This window comes from Cnuella takakiae, assembly GCF_001953305.1.
Lineage (GTDB): Bacteria > Bacteroidota > Bacteroidia > Chitinophagales > Chitinophagaceae > Flavisolibacter > Flavisolibacter takakiae.
Map to the genome: position 1 here is coordinate 1,916,831 of NZ_MTFE01000010.1, position 22,355 is coordinate 1,939,185.

Sequence of the window (22,355 nt, forward strand, 5' to 3'; positions counted from 1 at the left end):
CGCTTTTTTATGAGTTGTTGATTTATTTCCTGGGTAAACAATCCTCCGGGCAGGGACATTTACCTACCCCATCCTTATTTACCGGCTGGCATTGTGTGGGTGTCATGGGTTCTTTATCAATGGCATCGGGTACACCGTCGCCATCGCTATCGCGGCTTACGCCACGCTGGTCCACCGGAACGCCGGCAGGCGTTTGCTCCAGGTCAAACTGGTCGGTGATGCCATCACCATCAGCATCGGGCAATACCACCCTGGGCAGCCGCATCTGCTGGGGGTTGCGCAACTCGGAGTATGGGTATTGCAAAGGGTTGATCCACCATAAAGGTTCGGTAGCTTTTCTGCCTAAATTGACGTTCAATCCAAGAGAAAGAAAATTCAATGCATCGCGGGAACGGGTCTTGAAAGGAGGACCCACCTCTGAGTCTTCCCATTGGTTGCCATCCAGCAGGTCGCTGCTGGTAAGGGTGAACCGTTCTTCAAGGGCAAGGTTTAAGCGGTTGTTCAATTTAAAAGCCAATCCCACACCAAAATGCGCCAGGGGCATGGCGGTGACACCAAACACTTTGGGTTTGGTATTGCCATCGTTTTCAGCAGCCGTTTCATAGCTGTCATCAAGGATGGCACGCACTTCCTCCCTGATTTGGTGTTTGCTTTTTTTGCCAATAGTATTCAGTACGGGTCTGAAGTTGTACAACCTGCCAGCGGCGTCCAGTTTATTTACGCGGGTTTGATAGGTGGTCAGGCCCACGCCTGCAAGCACATACAGCCGCAGGTTGCGGTTGCTCCTGTGAAATTTCACATTGTCCAAAACGGCAATGCCCTCAAGTGCAAGGTCGTTGGTGGTGGTTTGGTAATTGTAAAACACATGTTTCCCGTTGTATCCGTCCCAGGCCGGATTTAGTTGATAGGAATTTTTCATGTCGGCACCAATTCCCTCTGTTTGGCCGTAAGTATAGCTTAGCCGAACCGAATAGGTATAGTTCAGGGCTTTGCGGAGGTGCATGCCAAAGCTTGGTTTTACAAGCTCTCCACCCACATCGCCCATTACCATCATCGATCCGGTTTTTACACCCAGTTCCCACTGGCTGCGCAAGGGCGCCGGGTAATGACTGGTACCTGCAAGAAAGGACCTGTATTGTGGTTGATTGCGGCTGCGAACATAGGTGGAGTCGTAGTAGACGGAGCCGTTTCGCTGGGCATTGGTGTGGGTAATGCAGAGTAGGGATGCCAGCAATAGCAATAGCTGGGTGCAGTTTTTTGGTCTCATGATAACAGTGGTGTTGGCTTGATGCTGCACCCATTTTCGATATCGCCCAACTGTAACCTCAAGACTGGCTTTTGATTAGCTTCGGGCAGTACGAAATCAAAGGGTACAACAGCAAAACTAGCGAAGATCACTTAGTTAAATAGCGATCTTTACCCCTTTGTACCTACAGAATCGCATAGGATAAAGTATGATATTTAATATAAATGTGTATGCGGTTGAACTGCTGCAAGGTGGTGCTGATTGCTGTACGGGCCGGGATAAAAAAATAATTTAGGCGGAAATGTTTGAGCTATTGCAAAAGAAGATTGGAGCGCAGGTTAGGCTTTCTGAAGCAGAAGTGGACCTGTGCAACAGCATGTTTGGCCAGCGCAGCATCCGCAAAAGGCAGTACCTGTTGCAGGAAGGCGAGGTTTGCCGGTACCAGTATTTTGTTTCCAGGGGCATTTTGCGTTCCTACACCACCGATGACAAAGGAGCGGAGCATATCCTGCAGTTTGCATCCGAGGGGTGGTGGATGGCCGACCTCTATAGCTTTTTTACCGGCGAGGCTTCGCTGTATAACATGGAAGCCATTGAGGATGCCGAAGTGCTGATGATCTCCCGCGACAACTGGGACCGGCTGCTGCAAGAACTGCCCAAGCTGGAACATTATTTCAGGGTGCTGCTCCAAAACCATCTTGTAGCCACGCAGCGCAGGCTGCTGGTATCGCTGAGCGAACCTGCCGAGCAACGCTACCTGCGTTTTATGGATGCTTACCCCGATTGTTTGCAACGCGTGCCCCAACACATGATTGCCGCTTACCTGGGCATCACCAAAGAAAGCCTCAGCCGCCTGAGAAGCAGGATGAGCAGGAAGGATTAGTCATTAGTTGATAGTTTATAGTTCAAAGTCGGAAAGAGTAGTGCACCGGTCAATCGCTTCAAACACTTGTATACACAGGGGCTTTACTTTGAACTTTAGACTTTGCATTTTGAACTCCCGGCAGCCATTAATTATCCCAGGTTAACAAGACGGGCCTGTACGATGGTATAGATTTGTGTCCTGCCGGTGAGCATGCAACCAGCAGCAACACAAACCTTATCATCATGGAAGATAAAATATCAGGCATTCATCATATCACAGCCATTGCAGGCCAAGCACAGCGTAATTATGATTTCTATACCCGCACACTGGGTCTTCGGCTGGTGAAGAAAACGGTCAACTTTGACGATCCAGGCACGTATCATTTTTACTATGGCAACGAGGTGGGCAGTCCCGGTACCATCCTTACCTTCTTTCCCTGGGAGGGCATTCGCCCGGGCAGGGTGGGAACCGGCATGGCTACCGAAATTGGATACAGCGTACCAAAGGATAGTTTTGCTTTCTGGAAAGAGCGCTTTGCACAACAGGGCGTGCTGCAACTGAACGAGGTTTCGCATTTTGGTGAAGCCAGTTTCCAGTTCCGCGATCCCGATGGGTTGCTGCTGACCATGGTGGTGCCCCAAAGCGGTGATAACCGCACTCCCTGGACAACGGAAACCATCAGTACAGACGTGGCTACCCGTGGCTTTCACAACGTGGTGCTCACGCTCCGCAAAATGGAACCTACTGCATATATACTGACGGATGTTTTGGGTTACCAATTTCAAAAGCAGGAAGGCAACCGGTACCGCTTTGCAACCGATGCAGTAGATTCTGCCAACTTTATCGACATTGTGGAGGCGCCCAACGAACAGGCGGGTATCAATGCCGGCGGTACCAACCACCACATCGCCTTCCGTACAGCCAACGAGGAGGCCCTGATGGCATTCCGGGAAAAGGTAGCTGCCAGTGGCCTGAATATTACAGGTAAAATTGACCGCAACTATTTCTACTCGCTGTACTTCCGCGAGCCGGGCGGTGTATTGTTTGAAATTGCTACCGACAACCCTGGCTTTGCCGTTGATGAACCAGTAGCCGAGTTGGGCACCAACCTCAAGCTGCCTGCGCAATATGAAGCGCACAGGGTCGAAATAGAGCAGTCACTTCCTGTTTTGAAATAAGCAAGCAGGGTAGCAGCATAACTGTCCTATACTATTTTGGTTATGCGCATCGTACGGTAACCCTTGATTCCTGTTCCAGTAGCTTGCAGCTTGTAGCTCGTAGCTTCTATCAACCTAATTCAATACCATGCATCCATTTGACATAAAGACCGCAGGCCATGAGCCTGCGGCAGGCCGCAAAGTACTGATCCTGCTCCATGGCAGGGGCGGCAGTGCGGAAGACATTATTTCCTTGGCAGGTTACTTCGATGTACCGGATTTTGCCATCCTTGCGCCACAGGCGGCCAACAATACCTGGTACCCCTATTCTTTCCTGGCGCCGCCGGCACAAAACGAACCCTGGCTTTCATCGGCGCTGCAGGTGGTCAACCAGGTGGTGCTGCAACTGCATGCCAAGGACATACCCGCGGAAGACATCTATTTTGCCGGCTTCTCGCAGGGTGCCTGCCTGACCCTGGAGTTTGTTGCCCGCAATGCGGCACGTTATGGCGGGGTGGTGGCCTTCACCGGAGGATTGGTAGGCGACCAGCTATACCCCGAAAACTATGCAGGCGATTTTGGCGGCACGCCCATCTTTATCGGTACCAGCAACCCCGATCCGCATGTGCCGCTTGAGCGGGTGCAGGCTTCTGCACAACTGCTGGAAAGCATGAAGGCGGCTGTAATGGTAAAAGTGTATCCCGGCATGGGACATACTATCAGCCAGGATGAAGTGGACGAAGCCAACAGGCTTGTATTTGTTGACGCATAGCAGCCGCAATAATCGAAGACAAAATTAAAAAGGGGGCTATCCTCCTGCAGCTATTTCATTTTGCCTTCGGCCTTCCAAAAATCCCGCTGCTTTATTAAGGTTAAAACCAATGTGCAACACGCATCCTTGTTGCCATCAAAAAACGAAAATCATGAAATCTCAAATCTTCCGCAAAGAAGAACGCGGTATAAAAGATATCGGCTGGCTGCAAAGTAATTTCAACTTCAGCTTCTCTGATTATTACAACCCGGTGCGCACTTCATTTGGCTCCCTGGTAGCTTTCAATGACGACTTTGTTGCGGCAGGCAATGGCTTTGGAATTCACCCGCACAGCAATATGGAAATCATATCGGTGCTGCTGCAGGGAAAGATGAACCATATTGATACCTTGGGATATAAAACCACCATTGAAGAAGGCGGTGTTCAGATCATGAGTGCCGGAAGCGGCCTGCGCCACGAAGAGTATAATGTTGGCGACGAACAGGTAAACTTCCTGCAAATATGGATAGAGCCCAAATTGCAGAACATCACGCCGCGTTACCAGCAACGCAGTTTTCCCAAAGCCAAACGCCTCAATAAACTACAGGTGATTGTGTCCAACGAAGAAGGGCAGGGCCACTGCTGGATCAACCAGAATGCAAAGCTTTCGCTTGGTTATTATGATTCGGACCAGGAGTTGAACTACACCTTCAATCCTGTAAACAAGTGCCTGTACATCTTCCTTATTGAAGGCAAGATCCGCGTGGACGGTACCGACCTCAACCCACGTGATGGCATTGGCGTTTGGGAAACCGGCGAAGTACCCATTCATGTAACTGCAGGTGCGCATTTCCTGGTGATTGAAACGGTGATCAACCAGGCGTAAGAGGATTTCGGATTTCGGAAGTTTAAAACAGGAGTAAGCTAATTACTGTCATCAACTGCCGAAATCCGAATTCCTACATCCGAAATTTTACCCTGTCTTATCTTGCCCTTTATGGAAGACCCCGTGCAGCATCAGTATTTTGTGCTCAACAAGCCATGTGGCATGGTGTCGCAGTTTATTAGTCCCGACGGGGATAAGGTGGGGCTGCTGGGCGAACTGGATTTTTCTTTTCCCAAAGGCATCCATGCCATTGGCCGCCTCGATAAGGATTCCGAAGGGTTGCTTTTGCTCACCACCGACAAACGCATCACCCGCCTCCTTTTTGAAAGTAAAACCCCGCACAAACGCACCTACCTGGTACAGGTGCGCCGACAAGTGACAGAAGCTGCGCTGCACCAGTTACAAACAGGAATTGAAATAATAATAGAAGGTGGCCGAGTGTACACCACGCCGCCCTGCAATGTGCAGGTGGTAAGCAAACCCGAAGCGTTATTTGCCGATCCCTTTGCTTACGCGGCCCAGATTGAAAGCAGCTGGCTGCGCATTACCCTCACCGAAGGCAAGTTCCGGCAGGTGCGTAAGATGGTAGCCGCCGCAGGTCACCGTTGTATGCGCCTCATACGGGTGTCCATCGAAGACCTGCACCTGGATGGGCTGCAACCTGGCGCCATCCGGGAGTATACACAGGAGCAATACTTTAGTCTGCTGCACCTGGTCGACCCCGAAACAAAATGCCAGGCAGGGTTATAAACGTCTAAGCTACATTTCTGGAAAGCCGTATTGTGTTTTGGTGTAATTTGAAACCCTGTAGCGGTGCATTGGAACGATTGGGAAAGCGCTGCAGGATTTCCTCATTGCATTGCCACTGCTGTCATGAAAACTTACTGCACTAAAACTGCTCTTCAGGCTCTTCTTGTCTTCACATCTTCCTGCTTTTTATCGCAAAACCTGAATGCCCAGTCCGGGCTGGTGAAAGGAGCGGTGCGTGATGCTGGCTCCGGCAAACCAATGGCCGCAGCAACGGTCCAGGTATTCCACGCCGAACAAAGAAAACTGGCAAAAGGCGGTGTGGCCGAAGAGTCGGGTTCCTTTGCCCTGCAGGTACCTGCCGGTAAATATTTCGCCGTGGTGCAGTATGCAGGCTATAAACCCGATACCTCTGCCGTATTTGTGCTTTCGGCCGCACAGGCATTGAAGGACCTGGGCTGGGTTGGCCTGCAGGCAAGCGCCACCACCTTGCAGGGGGTAACGGTACAGGCCGAAAAAAGCTATATGCAGCTCTCTTTGGACAAACGCATCTTTTCGGTGGGGCAGGACCTGGCCAATGCCGGCGGCTCAGCAACCGATGTGCTCACCAATATCCCCTCGGTAACCGTTGATCCCGAAGGTGCCGTTAAACTGCGGGGGAGCGATAATGTGCGCATCCTTATCGATGGCAAGCCCTCGGGTATTGTGGGTATCAAGGGTAGCGGCGGCCTGCAGGGATTGCCTGCCAACCTGATTGACCGGGTTGAGATTATTACCAATCCTTCGGCACGCTACGAAGCGGAAGGCAATGCGGGCATCATCAATATCATTTTGAAAAAAGACAAGCGACAGGGCTTTAATGGTTCGGTGGACCTGATCACCGGCAGCCCTGCTAATTTTGGCGCAGCCGCCAACCTCAACTACCGCCATAAAAAACTCAATTTTTTCATCAACTACGGGATTGCCTATCGCCATCAGCCGGGTGAAAACAAGATTTACCAGGAAGTGTATACCGGTGATACTACCTTGATCAGCCGGCAAACGGGCGATTTTCTCCTGAAAGGTTTAAACAATAATATCAGGGGCGGCCTTGATTATTATTTTTCCGATAAAAGCATTTTGACGGCATCGTACCTGTTCCGCCGCAGCGACGCCAAACGTACGGCCGATATCCAATACAACGATTTTGTGTTCAACAACTTAAAGGATATTACCTTCCGTACACAGGATGAAAAGGAAAAAGAACCCAACTCGGAGTACACGCTCAATTACAAGAAGACCTTTGCCACCGACGAACACAATTTCACTGCAACGGTGAAATACATCGACAACTGGGAAAGCTCTAACCAATTGTTTACCCAGCAAACGGTTTCCTCATCCTCCTCACAGCCAACCGCCCAGGTGCTGCAACAGTCGCTGAATGATGAGTATGAAAAACAGTGGCTGCTGCAGGCCGATTATGTGCAGCCCCTGGGCAAGGAAGGGAAGTTTGAAACGGGCGTGCGCAGCAGCTTTCGCCGGATGATCAATGATTTTGTGGTGGCTCAAAAAGATGCTGCCGGCACTTATATCCCGTTGCCGGGCCTGCAGGATATTTTCCACTACGATGAAAACATACATGCCGCTTATGGCATCCTGGCCAATAAGACCAATAAGCTCTCCTACCAGGCTGGCCTGCGTGCCGAATGGACGGATGTAAAAACGGTACTGGAAAAAACGGCGCAGGTAAATCCGCGCAATTACGCCAACCTTTTTCCCAGCGCCCATGTAAGCCTCGAGATGCCCCGGGACAATGCCATCCAGCTGAGTTATAGCCGCAGGGTGCGCCGCCCTTTTTATAATGACCTGAGCCCTTTCATGACCTATTCGGATGCCCGCAACTTCTTTAGCGGCAACCCCGACCTCAACCCCGAGTTCAGCGATGTAGGCGAGATCGGTCATATCAAGGAGTTTGAAAAAGGCTCGCTGAGTTCGAGTGTGTATTACCGCAATACCACCGGGAAGATCGAACGCATCCGGCAGGTGGACAGCCTGGGCAACAGCATTACGCTGCCGCAAAACCTGCGTAGCGAACATGCATGGGGGATGGAGTTTGCCGGGTCATACAAGCTGAATGGCTGGTGGAAACTGGATGCCAGTGCCAACTTTTTCCGGGCCGAAATTGACGGCAGCAACCTGATTAAATCATACCGTACCAGCACCTATAGCTGGTTTACCCGCCAAACCTCCCGCTTCAGCCTGCCAAAAAGCGTGGAGCTGCAACTGCGGGCCAACTATGAAGCTGCCCAGCGTACTGCCCAGGGCCGTCGCAAGGGCGTTTTCTTTACCGACTTCTCTGCCACAAAGGACCTGTTCAAGGGCAAGGGTACCATCAATTTCAGCGTGCTGGATGTATTCAACAGCCGCTGGATGCGCACCATCACCACCGGGCCTAATTTCTACACCTACGGTGAGTCGCAGATGCGTCGCCGCCAGGTCAACCTGACCCTGAATTACCGCATCCGGCAGGCTAAGGCAGCACCTAAAAAGATGGAAGGAGAGGAGGGTTAAGCAAAACCTATAAGGTTTTGAAAACATGATAGGTTTCAGCTCATTTCCGCATTACGGTCAACCCTGAAGGCTTCACAAGCCTCCAGGGTTTTTTGCCGCACCTAACCAGCCCCAGGCACCTGCATGGTGTGGGTAAATAATTGGCTTTAAAAGCTAAATATTTTAGCAAAAAACTTACCTTTCAATCACTTAAAACCAAGCCTTCCATGCCAAATCCAAAAGACATCAAAGACCTGCTGGCGAGAAAGATTACGATGTATGTACTGGTATGTACCGGTGTGCTGGGCACTTTGGGAATTGCACTGGTATTGGTGGTTTTATTTCGCAAGGGCGACACTGCAGCAGAAACCGACCAGATGGTAGACAATGGCCTGAAAGTGTTGCAGTTTGTTTTTGCATCAATCCTGCCTTTGCTGGGCACCTGGCTGGGTACCATCCTGGCCTTTTATTTTTCCAAGGAAAATTTTACGGCCGCCAACGAAAGTGTGCGCAGCCTGGTAGATAAGATTACCTCCGACAAAAAGCTGGCTAGCATTGCGGTGAAAGATGCTATGATACCGTTGACCCGCATCGAAGCCTACACGGTGCGGTATGATAGCCCGGATCTGGCAGCCACTATCCTGGTAAAGGATATGTTGCAGTTTTTGCAGCACATAAACCGCAACCGCCTGGTATTGCTTACCTCGAAAGACCAGGCACGAATGGTGATCCACAAAAGCATCATCACCGAGTTTGCCGCGATGAACGCCGCAAATTTCGAAACCTGTACCCTGAAGGACATGCAGGAGCAGGGCAGCGAACGCATCCGGAAGATACTGGCCAACAGTATTGCATTTGTGTCCCTGAGTGCCACCCTCCAGGAAGCCAAGAAAAGAATGGATGAACGGAATGCAGGCGGCAAGGAAGAAATATGCCAGGATGTGTTTGTAACGGCCAGTGGCGGTAGCGATGAGCCGGTACTGGGTTGGATTACGGAGGTGGAGATCGCTAAAAACAGCGTGGTGGAGTAATATGCCTAACAAGTGTTTTTAAACACCTAACAGGTCTCTAAGACCTGTTAGGTGTGGCTCTTTTAAAAAAAACCTTATTGGTTTATCATTTAACCTATTTCCTTCCCCGCACCACCGTATACCGGATCCACAAAAAATCATCAAAAATCTTTTTCACCGACTTCAGTGCAAAGCGCGTAGCTTTTCTTTTACCATAACCTTCTTCCGCTTCAAACACGGTAGGCGCACCCATGGTGCCGTCGGCAATGGGTGCCAGCACCAGGCTGAATTCATCGATCAGGCCGGCTTTGAGAAAAGAGCCGTTCACATGGCCGCCACCATCAATGCGGAGGCGTTTGATGCCAAACAGCTTGTATAGTTTTTTCAGTACCAGTTTCAGGTCCAGTTCTTCGGCGCCGCCAAAAATGTAGGAAACGTTCCTGCTCCGCAGGTGGTCGAGGTAAGCGGGACTAACCTGCTCGGTGAGCACTTCAATTACATGTTCGGTGGAAACCATATTGGTATCCCAGAAGCATTTCCCCGAAGGATCGATCACAACGGCAAAGGTTTTGGCGTTGTATTCGGCAACAAAATCGCCGGCGGGTATATTGAGTTTGCCGCGCTTCAGTGCAGGTCTTTGCTTGCTCGAAAACTCCTGCATGGTTACCCTGCCCACCAGCCAGGCATCGGCTTTTATTTTGGCTGCAGGTTCTTCAAAATACTTGTGGTGGTCTTTCAGTCCCCAGATGTTCTGTTTAATCTTTCCATCCACCGATCCCAGCATGTGGCATATAACATAAGGCTTCATGGGCTAGTTGTTTGAAGCGCAAAGATGGTGGGATTTCGGATGTCGGGTTTTAGATTTCGGATTTCGGCAGATTATACCAATGGGCAGCTCCTTGCTGTTGTCAACTACCGAAATCCGAAATCATACCTCCGGCATCCTACTCCTCGTCCCTGCTTTTGCGGTTGCCCGAGTTGCGCAGGTCTTCGGTGAACTCATCTTCCTGCTGTTGCGGACGGTTTTCGCCGCCGGCATTCTGGCCGCCGGTTTGGGCCGTTCCCTGCTGGTTGCCGATGCTGTTATCGCGGCCTTCCAGGTGTTTGTCTTTGGCACCGCGGGTGGTGCTGTCGTTGCTGCGTTCGCTCATGATAAAGGTTTTAGGGTTTACAATAGGACGCCCGTTGGGCTACAACGGGGCTATCAACATCACAAACCCTGTACCGGGATAAAGCTGCTGCATGCGGTTAGCCTGCTGGCAGCAGCAAATGAAAGCTGGCACCTTTACCCGGCCTGCCTTCTGCCCATATTTTTCCTCCGTGGTTGTCCACCACCTTGTGCACAATAGCCAGTCCCACGCCGGTACCTTCGTATTCGGCACGCCCATGCAGTCGTTGAAACAAACCAAAGATGCGGTCGGCATCTTCGGGGTCGAAACCAATGCCGTTGTCTGAAACGGTTATTTCTACCATGGGCTGGTCGGCAAAAGTGCCGGATTCTGCTGCCTGTTTAGCCCTGATGTGCACCTGGGGCGCTTCTTCCTCCCGGTGGTATTTGAGGGCATTGCTCACCAGGTTTTGAAAAAGCTGTTTCAGCTGGCGCTGGTCGCCGCAAATTACCGGCAGGGCACCTACCTGTACGGTAGCTTTCTTTTCAATGATGGCGGCTTCCATATCATCAAGAACTTCCTGCACCACGTCGGATAACGACACCTGCTCGGCCATCGTGGTGCCCTGGGCCGCATTTGAGTAGTTCAGCAGGTCGTTGATCAGCGTACGCATCCTGTTTACAGTGTGCTGGATACGGTCGGCCATGCGGCGGTTCTCGGTTTCACTGGCGGTATCCAGCTGGCTCACCAGCCGGTCCACAAAAAAGCTGATTTTCCGCAGTGGCTCCTGCAGGTCGTGGGAAGCGGCATAGGTAAACTGCTGCAGCTGTTCGTTGGCAACCGTCAGTTCCCTGGTTCTTTCCCTGATCTTTTGTTCCAGCAGTTCGGCAGCCCGTTTTTCTTCGGTAATGTCCAGCACGGTACCGATCAATAACCTGCGCCCACCAATTTCGGTGATCATCCCGTTTACACGCACCCAGGCCAGTTGTCCTGCTCTGGGTACAATACGCACCTCGTAAAACAGTTCGCCCGTTTGCAATGCCTGTTCGTGTGCCTTGTGCCGGATTTTTGCGTCTTCGGGGTAAATGGCATCAATAAACTGGGTATAGGTGTTTTGCACCTTAGGCGAAAGGCCAAATATCTCTGCCGTACGTTCCGAAAACATGATCTGCTGGGTTGTCATATCCACTTCGTAAGTGCCCAGCCGGGCCGAGGTGATCGCCATCCGGGTGCGGGCTTCGCTTTCCAGGGTTACATTCATCATGCGGTGTTGTTCCGTAATGTCGATCATCGAACCCATCATGCGGTAGGGCTTCCCGTCCTGGTCGTGGAGGGCATAACCCCGGTCGTATACATGTGCATAGGTGCCATCGGCTTTGCGGAAACGGTATTCCTTAGTCCAGTTTTTTCCACCGTTATCGATAAAGGAATGGATACTGGTAACAATGGTATGGCGCTCATCGGGGTGCAACCTGTTGTACCAGGATTCAACACCGGGTTCAATTTCTGCTTCTTTAAACCCAAACAGGGATTTAAACCCTTCGCTCCACCAAACCTGATTGGTGACCAGGTCCCAATCCCACACGGCATCCTGCGTGGCCCGGTTGAGCAGGTGGAAGCGTTCATTGCTTTTCTGCAGTTCCGCTATACTCAGCTGCGCCTGACGGGTGGCGCTGGCCTCCGACTCTTTGAGCAGTGCGTTTTCCGTTACATCTTCCACCCAGTGGTAAATGAACCGAAGGTTATCGTGCTGATCCAGTACCGGCTTGTTGTAAGGCCGCCACACTTTTACTTCATAAGTCTGTCTTGCTTCGTTCCACACATCGTAGCGCTGATCGACCATATAATGTTCGCACCGCGTAGCCAGCACCTGCTCCAGCGATGCCCGCAGGTTGCGCACACCGGTAGCCTGAGGGTTGTTGGGATTGTCGGTAAAAACATCAAAAAGGGGTTTACCCACAATGGCCTCCCTGCGGGTAAAAGTGGCTTGGAGGTAAGCGTCGGTGGCGCCGGCAATAGTAAACTTAGGGCTATCGGGAAAGAGGATCAGGAAACAGCCGGGGACGGATCGCAGTAAAGCAAGGGCATCCTGCACATCAGGCTCAAAAAATCGCATGTTTTTGTTCAGGGTTAAGGGCTGCGAAAATAAAAATTTTGCTTTATCGGGAGCTCAATATTCTGGTTAAAATCCTTGCCACGTCTTGGTTTGGGCCGGGTAAGCATGAAAATTGCACCCATGTGCTTTGACGGATTTAAACCACCGTCGCGCTATGGCATGTCTGACGGAATCGGTTTATTGCTCATCGGTTTATTGCTGGGTGCACTGGTCACCTTCCTGGTGTGGAAACTCAAGGGCAAATCCAGCAAAAGCATCGTCCATGAAAGCTCGCACACGGTGGTAGAAGGGATCCGTAAAGTGTTCAAGGTGGTGCTGGTGGAAGGGGTGTTCAATGAGTTGTACAACTACGAAGAAACCAAGAAGCTTTTTGGCTTCCTGCCTTCCACCAAAAGGGCCCTGGTGATCATCGAAGCCAAGGTGCTGGTGGGATATGATTTCAGTAAATGCGAGTGGGAAGCCGACGAGCAGACCCGCAAGATTAAGCTGGTATCTTTTCCCGACCCCGAAATCCTCAGTATCGAGCCCGATTACAAGTACTATAATTTCGATGAAGGTATGTTCAACCTCCTCAACCGCGATGACCTTACCCGCATACAGTCGAATGGTAAAAAACAGGTGGAGCTGGCTGCCCTTAAAAGCGACCTGCCCCGCATGGCCGCCGAGCAGATGCGCACCATGCTTACGGAGGTGGTGCAGGCTAAGCAGTGGCAGCTGGAGGATGCGCATAAGATAGATGCAGGGCCACGAAGGTTGTTGAATAGGAAAGTTTAGGGTTTGGCGTTTGGAGTTGGGAGTTTGGGGTTTATTTGTGTTTCATTGGGCTATAATCTGTAGCATGGATGATTTTTCAGATATCCAGTTTTTACAACAGCGTTATGCGGCTGCACGCAATAAATACAAGCCTTCCAGGGTGCGCTGCTTGCTGCTTGGCGAGGCGCCACCCAGCAGCCTCGATCGATACTTTTATTTTGAAGATGTAAAAAGACAGGACTCTCTTTTCCTGGAGATTATGGGCGTACTATACCCTGAGGAAAAACAACATTACCTTTCTTCCGGTAGAGATACTTTTTTGAAGTCCGAACTGCTGCAAAGATTTAGTGATGACGGCTTCCTGCTCCTTGATCTATTGGAAGTTCCTGGTGAATTACTGGCAGGCAGTTTAGCCGACGCAGTACCTTCCCTGCTCCAAAGGTTGCAAAAGACCATCGACAAGCAAACGCCCATTATCCTGATCAAGGCAGATGTGTACGATACCTGTTACCTGCCGCTTACTGCCGAAGGTTATAATGTGGTTCCCCTGCGTATCCCTTTCCCGGGCAGCGGACAGCAGCGTGTGTTCCGCGGTAAATTCAAAACTGCGCTAACCTCTATCAAGTGGTAATTCATTCCATACTTCAAACAACAAGCAACCAAAAACCAAAAACCCCAAACTCATAACCCCAAACCCCAAACCCTGCTAACCTATTTTTGCCCCATGGAATACTTCAAGCGCCTGCTGCACCTGCTGCAAACCGAAAAAGAAGAAGACCGCCGCAGCTACCGCCAGTTGATGGAAAATATGCCGGTTACCGAAAGGCGGGAGGTGGGCCTGAGCTGGTTTCCCATTGCCATCAGGGAAACGGAGATCGGCAGGGGCGACTACCTGACCGTGGAAGTGGAGCGCACCACCCATATCGATATCAGCCACCAGTTGCGCTTTGGCATGTCGGCGGCCCTATTCTCCAACCACGATCCCAAAACAGACCGGCTGGAAGGGGTGATCTCCCACATTAGCGGCAACAAGCTAAAGATTTCCCTCCGCGTAGACGACCTGCCCGACTGGACCCGCAACGGCAAGCTGGGCATCGATGCGGTGTTTGACGAGAACAGTTATGCCGAGATGGAGAACGCCCTGCGCACTGCAATGGTAGTAGTAGAAAACAGGGCACAGGGTGCCCTGGCGCAGGTGCTCACGGGTGTGCGCCAACCCCATTTTTACAAAGCTGAAATTAATGCTGCAAACATCGGCCTCAACGCCATGCAGCAGGAGGCCGTGCAAAAAATACTGGATGCCGAAAGCCTTGCCATTGTACATGGCCCACCGGGTACCGGCAAAACCACCACGCTGGTGCAGGCGGTTAAAGCCCTCTATGCACAGGAAGACCAACAAATACTGGTAACAGCGCCTTCCAATGCAGCCGTGGACCTGCTCAGTGAAAGACTGGCAGCGCAAGGACTGAACGTGGTGCGGGTGGGCAACCCTGCCCGGGTGCAGGAAAGCCAGCTGGCCCTTACCCTCGACAGCCGTATGACTGCACACCCCAGTTTCAAGGAAATTAAGAGGTTGAAAAAACAAGCCGCCGAGTACCGCGACATGGCCCAAAAATACAAACGCAGTTTTGGCCGCGACGAACGCGAACAGCGCAAAGCACTGTTTGCCGAGGCCCGCAACCTGATGCGCGAAGTGGAACGCACAGAGCAATACATTGCCGAAGCGGTATTGTCCAAAGCCCAGGTGATCACCGCAACGCTGGTGGGTGCCAACCACTACACTGTTCGCGACCTGCAGTATCATACGGTGGTGATTGACGAAGCGGGCCAGGCACTGGAGCCCGCCTGCTGGATACCGATATTGAAAGCAAAGAAATTGGTGATGGCAGGCGACCACAACCAGTTGCCACCGACCATCAAATCGGTGGAAGCTGCCAAGGAAGGCTTAGGCAATACCCTGATGGAAAAATGCGTGGCCCTGCACCCCGAAGCCGTGGTGCTGCTGGAAGAGCAGTACCGTATGCACGAAAAAATTATGGGCTTTTCCTCGCAGGAATTTTACGAAGGCAAATTACAGGCACATTCATCAGTTGCGCAGCGGCTGTTGTTTGATGCCGACCAGCCCTTGTTGTTTATCGATACTGCCGGATGTGCTTTTGATGAAAAGTTGGAAGGTACCAGTGTGTCCAACCCCGAGGAAGCACAATTTCTCGTACAACAAGTGGTGCGGCTGGTGGAGCAGTTAGCGCCTTTCTACAAGCCCGATGTATTTCCTTCCATCGCCATCATTGCACCCTATAAACACCAGGTGGAAATATTAAGGGAGCAGGTTGCCGGTGCGGAAAATTTGCAGCCCTATGCTGCCGCCATCAATGTCAATACCATCGACAGTTTCCAGGGGCAGGAACGCGATGCCGTGTTTATCAGCATGACGCGGAGCAACAGCGAACAAACCATCGGTTTCCTTTCCGATATCCGCCGCATGAACGTAGCCATGACGCGGGCACGTAAGAAACTGGTAGTGGTAGGTGACAGTGCCACCCTTTCGCAGGATCCTTTTTATGCCGATTTCATCAGCTATGCACAGGAGCGGGATGCTTATGTGAGTGCGTGGGAGTTTATGGCGTATTAAATGGTACTCACAGATGGTACAGATGACACGGATATGTTTTTTCAAATCAGGCTGCACTTGATATTGCATATCAGAATTGCTATCATAGTGAAAAACTATGGACCTGAACAAGCTGTCTTATGAAGTCCGTGGCGCTATATACGAAGTGCACAACGAACTTGGTCCCGGGCTGTTGGAATCTGTTTACGAGTCGGCGCTTGCCTGCGAATTACAACTGCGTGGCTTGACGGTAGAGCGTCAGGTTGGGTTGCCGGTATATTACAAAGGTCATTTGCTGGAAATAGGCTTTCGGTTAGATGTACTGGTGAATGGCATTTTGGTAGTGGAGATCAAGTCGGTTGAAGACTTGCACAATGTTCACAAGAAACAACTGCTTACTTATCTAAAACTATCCAAAAAGGCCCTTGGGTTTGCTGGTTAATTTTAACGCGGTGCGGTTGAATGATAAAGAAGACCTTTTCCGGATAATCAATTGAGGGTTTGGCTCTCACAGATGGCACAGATGACACAGATAATTTAATAGTAACTATGTTCTCGATCGGTTGATTCAAGAATATTGTTGTATCAACAAGGTTCAAACCTGATTGTGCATCCATTGATTCCTCATCAACAAATATCTGTGTTATCTGTGCTATCTGTGAGAGCCATTTCTCCAGTGACCACAATAAGCTTGTAGCTAAATTTTTTCAAACAAAATTAGTTGCCAAAAACATCCGTGTCCTCTGTGCCATCTGTGAGAACAAAACTAATGCGCCACTACATTACCCACACCACACATCTCGGCCACCAATTCCATCGAGCGCTTCTTTGCTCCCAAATCATAAATGTGGGAAGCAACCATCAATTCATCTACACCGGTGGTCTGTACAAATGATTGCAATTCGTTTTCCACCGATGCGGCATCTCCAATAAAACTATAGCGCATCATCTGTTGCACGGCAGCCTGCTCGGGTATGCTCCACAAATCTTCCATATTATCTACGGGTGGTTGCAAAGGCCTGCGCTGGTTGCGGATCAGTCCCAGTGCCATCATGTAAAAAGAGGTGGCCAGTTTTTGGGCCTCGGCATCCGTATCGGCTGCAATCACATTTACACAGGCCAGGGCATAAGGCTCTTTCAGGAATTGGGAGGGCTGGAACCGTTCGCGGTAGATCTGCAGGGCATCCACCAGGTAGGTAGGTGCAAAATGTGAAGCAAAGCCAAAAGGTAAGCCCAGTGCCGCTGCCAGCTGGGCGCTATAGGTGCTGGAGCCGAGCAGCCATACCGGCACATGCGAACCTTCGCCGGGAATGGCCCGCACTTTGGCCGTAGGGTCGTGTGGACCGAGGTAGTTGAGTACTTCTATTACATCCTGCGGAAACTGGTCGATGGGTGCATTCAGGTTGCGCCGCAGGGCCATAGAGGTAATGCCATCGGTGCCGGGTGCGCGGCCAATACCTAAGTCGATACGACCGGGATAAAGCGCATCTAAAGTGCCAAACTGCTCGGCAATGATAAGTGGTGCGTGATTGGGCAGCATCACGCCACCCGAGCCTACGCGAATGGTTTTGGTGCCACCGGCAATATAGCCGATGAGCACGGAGGTAGCCGCCGAAGCCACACTTTCCATATTGTGGTGTTCGGCAAACCAATATCGGTTGTAGCCCAAACCTTCGGCATGTTGCGCCAGGGCCAGGCTTTTGCGAAAGGCATCCGAGAAGGTATCGCCTGCTGCCACAGTAGCCAGGTCGAGTACGGAAACAGGTATCTGGGAAAGGGAATTATTTTCAATCATGGAAGTGCAAAGTTCGGAGGCACGGATTAAGGCGCCGTTAAAAAATAGGTTGTGCTGGAAGCCTAGTGCAAACCCTTCGCCAATAGTGCGTTCACCATTCCGGAATGATTTTGCACTTAGCTTTAAGCCATGGCATTTTCATTCCAACTGCGGAGGCACCATACGAACCGGCAAACCGAAATCATTGCAGGTATATCCACCTTCCTGGCTACCTCCTATATCATCATTGTCAATCCTGCTATCCTAAGCCAGACCGGTATGCCCTTCGCTGCTGTGTCTACAGCTACTGTTTTGGTTTGCTGCTTCAGTTCCCTGCTGATGGGCATCTATGCCCGCAACCCCATTGTGGTTGCGCCCGGTATGGGGCTGAATGCATTCTTTACCTATAGTGCCGTGCTGGGCATGGGTGTGCCCTGGCAAACGGCACTGGGTGCAGTATTCTGGTCGGGCATTTTCTTCCTGATCCTGTCGGTATTCAATGTGCGTACCTATATCGTTCAGGCCATACCGCGGCCTTTGCGTTATGCCATCGCTGCAGGCATTGGCCTGTTTATTACGCTTATTGGTTTGGCAAATGCAGGCTTTGTAATAGCCAATAAAGCCACCATCATCAGCCGGGGCGTGCTGGCGCCATCGGTGCTGGTATTTATCCTGGGCTTGCTGCTCACGGCTGTGCTCATAGTACGCAATGCCAAAGGCGCCATCCTTCTGGGTATTGTTTGCACCACACTGCTGGCAGCAACTATTGGCAGGTGGTGGGGTGGTGTCGATCCGGTGGTGAACTTCAGCGGCATTTTTGCTCCGCCGGATTTTAGTTTGGTAGGAAAACTGGACTGGAAAGGCTCCCTACAGTTTGCCGTGCTGCCGGTGATCTTTGCTTTTGTATTTACCGACCTTTTCGACAGCCTCTCTACCCTTGTGGGACTTTCGGAAGCTGCCGGACTGGTGGATGAAAATGGCGAGCCACGCAACATTAAAAGAGCATTGATCACGGATGCCGTTTCCACTACCATTGCGGGACTGGTGGGCAGCAGCCCGGGTACAGCTTATATCGAGTCGGCAGTTGGCATCCGCGAAGGCGGCCGGACCGGGTTGACTGCGGTTGTTGCTGCCTGCCTGTTTCTGCCTTTCCTGTTCCTGGCGCCGCTTTTAAGCATGGTGCCTGCCATTGCCACAGCCCCGGCGTTGGTGCTGGTGGGCGCTTTTATGTTGCAACCTGTTACGCGCATCAACTGGCTGCAGCTGGATGATGCCATTCCGGCCTTCCTTGCCATGGTGCTGATTCCTTTTACCTACTCTATTTCGCAGGGCATCATCTGGGGTTTCCTGAGCTGGACGGTGATCAAGGCCGCCTGTGGTAAATGGAAGGAATTGTCGCCAGCCCTGTTGGCCATCGATGTATTCTGCATTTTGGCTTTGGTGCTGGAGTAAATGATTGAACCACGGAGACGGGAGAACAGGGAGGAACACTGTTTACTATTTGCTGTGCCCCTCTGTGTGCTCCCAGACTCCGTGGTTCAAAATTCATCAGTAAAACTTAGGCAGCGGGTTCAGCTTTGTATTCTGCCGCTGGTGCCAGTAAGGGTAGGAAGTAGGTATATCACTGGCCTGGTCGAGCCGGCGTATTTGATCTGGGCTGAGGCTCCAGCCTACGGTGCCGAGGTTTTGTTTCAGCTGCTCTTCGTTGCGGGCGCCCACAATGATATTGGCTACGGTGGGGCGTTGGAGCAGCCAGTTGAGGGCTACCTGTGCCACGCTTTTCTCTGTTTCCTGCGCCACCGCGTCCAGCACATCCATGATGTTGTACAGGTGTTCGTTGTTCACAACGGCCTGGGGTATGGGGCTGCCGCCCTGCGCCACGCGGCTGTCCTGCGGTGGGGGTTGGTTGCGGCGGTATTTGCCCCCCAGCATGCCTGCCGACAGGGGCGACCAGATGATGGCGCCTACTTTTTGATCCAGGCCCAAAGGCATCAGTTCCCATTCATACTCGCGGTGGAGTAACGAGTAATAAACCTGGTGGGCGATGTATTTACTCCAGCCATAGCGTTCCGAAACGGAAAGGGATTTCATCAGGTGCCAGCCCGAATAGTTGGAAGCAGCTATGTAGCGGATCTTGCCGCTTTGCACCAGGTCGTCGAGGGTGCGCAGGGTTTCTTCCACAGGCGTGTTGCCATCAAAGCCGTGCATGTGGTATACATCAATATAATTGGTGCCCAAGCGCTTGAGGCTGCCTTCCACCTGGCGGGTAAGGTGAAAGCGCGAAGAACCCTGGTTGTTGGGTCCGCTGCCAAAGGGGAAGGTGCCCTTGGTAGAGATCAGTACATCGTGCCGCTTACCGGCAATGGCCTTGCCCAGAATTTCTTCAGATAAACCCTGCGAATAAATATCAGCCGTGTCAAAAAAGTTGAGACCTGCGTCCATGCAAAGATTCACCAGCCTTGAGGCTTCTTCCACCTGCTGGCTGCCCCATGCTTTGAAGAAATCTCCGCTGCCGCCAAAGGTGGCCGTGCCAAAACTCAGCACCGGTACCTGTAGCCCCGAGCCGCCTAAAAATCGATATTCCATGCTTTTGTTGGTTGTGGGTTTTATATAAAAAATGGATGCCGGGATTGCATCCATTCAAATGTACTAAGCGGAGGTTTTTGAACCACAAAGACGGTTTTAGGTTGCCAGTTCCCGGTTGCCGGTTTGTTGAAGCAGGAACTACAAAAAAGAAATAGGTAAAAGACCCAGAGCACAAAAAGTTGCACAAGGAAAACAAGCTTTCTACTTGCGAATTACCCTTTGTGCAACTTTCTTCCTTAGTGTCTTTGTGGTTCAAGAAACTAACTTTCTGTGCTGATTTCGTCATCGTTGCGGGTGGCGCGGTCACCACCAAGCAAGCGGTCTTCCTTGTTGTCGTTGTCGTACTCGGCAGCTTCGTCCCGCACTACACGGTCCAGTTCACTGGCAGCCGGTATCTCGGTATTTTCCATATCGTTTTCCGCTGCATTTTCTTCCGACTTTCTTTGCTCGTTTCGGTCCCAGGTTTCGCTCACATTGTTGAGGCCTGTAACCCTATGTGTTGCTTTTGCCATGGTAGTATGTTTTAGGGAAAAGTGGTAGTGAAAAAAGCGTGCCTTTTATTTAGCACCGGTAAATGCTGGGTCAACTACAGGGTACTAAAGCGGCAGGGGCAGATTATGTATAATGCCAAGCGTCAGCAAGATGGCCAGAAACCGTTAAAACGGTTAGGCATCTGTTGCCCTGTTGTTTAAAACCCCACGGTTGAAACCGTGGGCTAAGCATTGCTAAATTGAAAGCGGTTGGGAATAACGCCAAGCTTAGACCCTGCTGCTTTTGTCTGTAAGAATATATATGTTGTCAAAACACCTGCAACCTGGAACCTGCAACCTGCAACCTGTTTATTTACCCACCCATAAGATAGAGTTGCCGGTATCAAACTCATTGTTTTCCCAAAGCTTGTTGGCAGGATCCAGAATCCATTTGCCATCCACGATAAACTTGTACCGGTGTTTGCCCACCCAAAGGTGCATGGGCAACACCCAGTCTTCGCCATCCTTTTGCATGGGCAGGGAGTTGCTATTCCATTTATTGACATCGCCCGCCAGGTACACCTGTTGGGCACCTGCATAACCTTTCAATCTGAAGGTGTGGTTGGGGTCTATTACCAGTAACGAAGGTGCATCCTGCTGATGTGGCGGGTTGGCAGGGTCGGCTATTGCTTTTCCATCCACCTCAAAGCGGTAGGTATAATTTCCCGGACCTAAAACATAAGAGATTTCCCAGCCCCTTGCCGTTTTGCGCATTGGCAGCTCGAAGTTGCGCCAGGCATTGAAGGAGCCGGTCAGTACTACTTTTTGTGCCGCTGCAAATCCTTCCAGTACAAAGGTGCGGGGCTTGCCCAGGGCTACTACCGAGTTGTAGCCGTCCTTGCCATCGGGGAGCCGGTTGGGGTTGGCAGGGTCGGTAAGCATTTGCCCATCCACTACAAGCTTATAAGTATGGGTACCCGCTGCCAGGTAAAAGGATAGTTGTCTTCCTGCGGTTGCGGGCTGCAACTCCAGTTCGCCATTGCGCCAGTTGTTGAAGGAGCCTGCAACAAATATGTTTTTGGCACCGGCAAAATCCTTGACCTGTATGGTGGTATTGGGCCGGAAATAAATGGAGTTGGTATTGCCTTCGCCATCATTTTCCTTCACCAGGTTGTCGTTGTCCACCATCCAGTGTCCATCGGCAATGAACTTGTACCAGTATTTGCCGGGCGCCAGTTTTACATCGGCAATCCAGCCGCTGTCGGTGCGCACCATGGACAGCGCATCAGGGTCCCAATCGTTGAATGAGCCCGCCAGTTTTACCTGCCTGCTATTTTGATGGCCTCTAAAAAAGAAGCGTACGGAGGAATCGGGCAGTACGGCAAAAGGTTGTTTGTTGCGGAAGCGGTTGTAGCCATACAGGAGGCCGTTGTTTACCGCCGGGAAGCGCTCGGCAAAAGTGGGCTGGTGCTCGGTAAAGCGGATGCGCTCGTCGGCCTTGCCCCAGCCCCTGAATGGCGCCATGATCTTGCTGAGCAGGATGCCTGCGGCATTGTTGCGTTCCAGTTGCCAGCCCAGTTGGCGGAGGGCTTCTGTTTCTCCGCTCCTGATCAGGCTTCTGAGTTGCAGTTCCTCTAAATTGTATTGGGAAATAAAACTGTCCAGCGCCGAAGGCCGCATATTACGGGGCAGTTCGATGGTCATACGGCCTTTTTTGAAACCGTATTTCCCTCCGCTGTTTTGGG

The 22,355-nt window shown here is 51.3% G+C and carries 20 protein-coding genes; 12 read left to right on the top strand and 8 right to left on the bottom strand.

Annotated features, from left to right (window positions below; translation table 11 throughout):
* Positions 1-22: 22 nt before the first annotated feature.
* Entirely contained in the window at positions 23-1,267 is a 1,245-nt protein-coding gene (locus BUE76_RS08415) for a hypothetical protein (RefSeq protein ID WP_143157318.1), read from the bottom strand.
* 280 nt (positions 1,268-1,547) lie between these two features.
* On the opposite strand from BUE76_RS08415, the gene BUE76_RS08420 reads away from it, so the two are divergent.
* The 7 genes from BUE76_RS08420 to BUE76_RS08450 all read left to right on the top strand — a co-directional run bounded on the left by BUE76_RS08420 (position 1,548) and on the right by BUE76_RS08450 (position 9,212).
* Entirely contained in the window at positions 1,548-2,129 is a 582-nt protein-coding gene (locus tag BUE76_RS08420; RefSeq protein ID WP_073043949.1) for a Crp/Fnr family transcriptional regulator, read from the top strand.
* A gap of 224 nt (positions 2,130-2,353) precedes the next feature.
* The gene (locus BUE76_RS08425) at positions 2,354-3,289 is read left to right on the top strand and encodes a ring-cleaving dioxygenase (RefSeq protein WP_073044064.1); all 936 of its coding nucleotides are present in this window, start codon (positions 2,354-2,356) and stop codon (positions 3,287-3,289) included.
* A 127-nt stretch (positions 3,290-3,416) separates the two neighbouring features.
* Positions 3,417-4,040, top strand: coding sequence for an alpha/beta hydrolase (locus BUE76_RS08430; protein ID WP_073043951.1), 624 nt, complete (start codon positions 3,417-3,419; stop codon positions 4,038-4,040).
* 151 nt (positions 4,041-4,191) lie between these two features.
* Complete coding sequence (locus BUE76_RS08435; RefSeq protein WP_073043953.1) at positions 4,192-4,905, top strand: pirin family protein; 714 nt, start codon at positions 4,192-4,194, stop codon at positions 4,903-4,905.
* 111 nt (positions 4,906-5,016) lie between these two features.
* Positions 5,017-5,655, top strand: coding sequence for a pseudouridine synthase (locus BUE76_RS08440; protein WP_073043954.1), 639 nt, complete (start codon positions 5,017-5,019; stop codon positions 5,653-5,655).
* Between the two features lie 123 nt (positions 5,656-5,778).
* The gene (locus BUE76_RS08445) at positions 5,779-8,202 is read left to right on the top strand and encodes a TonB-dependent receptor (RefSeq protein WP_073043956.1); all 2,424 of its coding nucleotides are present in this window, start codon (positions 5,779-5,781) and stop codon (positions 8,200-8,202) included.
* Between the two features lie 206 nt (positions 8,203-8,408).
* Entirely contained in the window at positions 8,409-9,212 is an 804-nt protein-coding gene (locus BUE76_RS08450) for a hypothetical protein (RefSeq protein ID WP_143157319.1), read from the top strand.
* A 94-nt stretch (positions 9,213-9,306) separates the two neighbouring features.
* Here the strand turns inward: BUE76_RS08450 and BUE76_RS08455 are convergent, their stop codons facing one another.
* From BUE76_RS08455 to BUE76_RS08465, 3 genes are all read right to left on the bottom strand, one after another.
* Positions 9,307-9,999 (bottom strand): dihydrofolate reductase family protein, encoded by a 693-nt coding sequence (locus BUE76_RS08455; RefSeq protein ID WP_073043960.1) that lies wholly within the window; start codon positions 9,997-9,999, stop codon positions 9,307-9,309.
* Between the two features lie 136 nt (positions 10,000-10,135).
* Positions 10,136-10,342, bottom strand: coding sequence for a hypothetical protein (locus tag BUE76_RS08460; protein ID WP_073043961.1), 207 nt, complete (start codon positions 10,340-10,342; stop codon positions 10,136-10,138).
* A 97-nt stretch (positions 10,343-10,439) separates the two neighbouring features.
* On the bottom strand, positions 10,440-12,416 hold the full coding sequence (locus BUE76_RS08465; protein WP_073043963.1) for a PAS domain-containing sensor histidine kinase: 1,977 nt from the start codon (positions 12,414-12,416) through the stop codon (positions 10,440-10,442).
* Between the two features lie 159 nt (positions 12,417-12,575).
* Here BUE76_RS08465 and BUE76_RS08470 point away from each other — a divergent pair, with 159 nt between their 5' ends.
* From BUE76_RS08470 to BUE76_RS08485, 4 genes are all read left to right on the top strand, one after another.
* Positions 12,576-13,190 carry a DUF4230 domain-containing protein gene (locus BUE76_RS08470; RefSeq protein ID WP_073044066.1) on the top strand — a complete coding sequence of 205 codons (615 nt, stop codon included), beginning with the start codon at positions 12,576-12,578 and terminating at the stop codon, positions 13,188-13,190.
* 64 nt (positions 13,191-13,254) lie between these two features.
* Positions 13,255-13,800: a hypothetical protein gene (locus tag BUE76_RS08475; RefSeq protein WP_073043965.1), complete on the top strand. Its 546-nt coding sequence runs from the start codon at positions 13,255-13,257 to the stop codon at positions 13,798-13,800.
* 93 nt (positions 13,801-13,893) lie between these two features.
* Positions 13,894-15,801, top strand: a complete 1,908-nt coding sequence (locus BUE76_RS08480) for an AAA domain-containing protein (protein ID WP_073043967.1) — start codon at positions 13,894-13,896, stop codon at positions 15,799-15,801.
* 97 nt (positions 15,802-15,898) lie between these two features.
* Positions 15,899-16,222 (top strand): GxxExxY protein, encoded by a 324-nt coding sequence (locus tag BUE76_RS08485; RefSeq protein ID WP_245798368.1) that lies wholly within the window; start codon positions 15,899-15,901, stop codon positions 16,220-16,222.
* 324 nt (positions 16,223-16,546) lie between these two features.
* On the opposite strand, the gene BUE76_RS08490 is transcribed toward BUE76_RS08485, so the two are convergent.
* Positions 16,547-17,575, bottom strand: a complete 1,029-nt coding sequence (locus BUE76_RS08490) for an LLM class flavin-dependent oxidoreductase (protein ID WP_073043969.1) — start codon at positions 17,573-17,575, stop codon at positions 16,547-16,549.
* 129 nt (positions 17,576-17,704) lie between these two features.
* Here BUE76_RS08490 and BUE76_RS08495 point away from each other — a divergent pair, with 129 nt between their 5' ends.
* The gene (locus tag BUE76_RS08495) at positions 17,705-19,006 is read left to right on the top strand and encodes an NCS2 family permease (RefSeq protein WP_073043970.1); all 1,302 of its coding nucleotides are present in this window, start codon (positions 17,705-17,707) and stop codon (positions 19,004-19,006) included.
* Between the two features lie 96 nt (positions 19,007-19,102).
* On the opposite strand, the gene BUE76_RS08500 is transcribed toward BUE76_RS08495, so the two are convergent.
* The 3 genes from BUE76_RS08500 to BUE76_RS08510 all read right to left on the bottom strand — a co-directional run bounded on the left by BUE76_RS08500 (position 19,103) and on the right by BUE76_RS08510 (position 22,314).
* Positions 19,103-20,140: an aldo/keto reductase gene (locus BUE76_RS08500; RefSeq protein WP_073044068.1), complete on the bottom strand. Its 1,038-nt coding sequence runs from the start codon at positions 20,138-20,140 to the stop codon at positions 19,103-19,105.
* A 260-nt stretch (positions 20,141-20,400) separates the two neighbouring features.
* On the bottom strand, positions 20,401-20,652 hold the full coding sequence (locus tag BUE76_RS08505; protein WP_073043972.1) for a hypothetical protein: 252 nt from the start codon (positions 20,650-20,652) through the stop codon (positions 20,401-20,403).
* Between the two features lie 327 nt (positions 20,653-20,979).
* Complete coding sequence (locus BUE76_RS08510) at positions 20,980-22,314, bottom strand: hypothetical protein (protein ID WP_178371838.1); 1,335 nt, start codon at positions 22,312-22,314, stop codon at positions 20,980-20,982.
* Positions 22,315-22,355 lie beyond the last annotated feature (41 nt).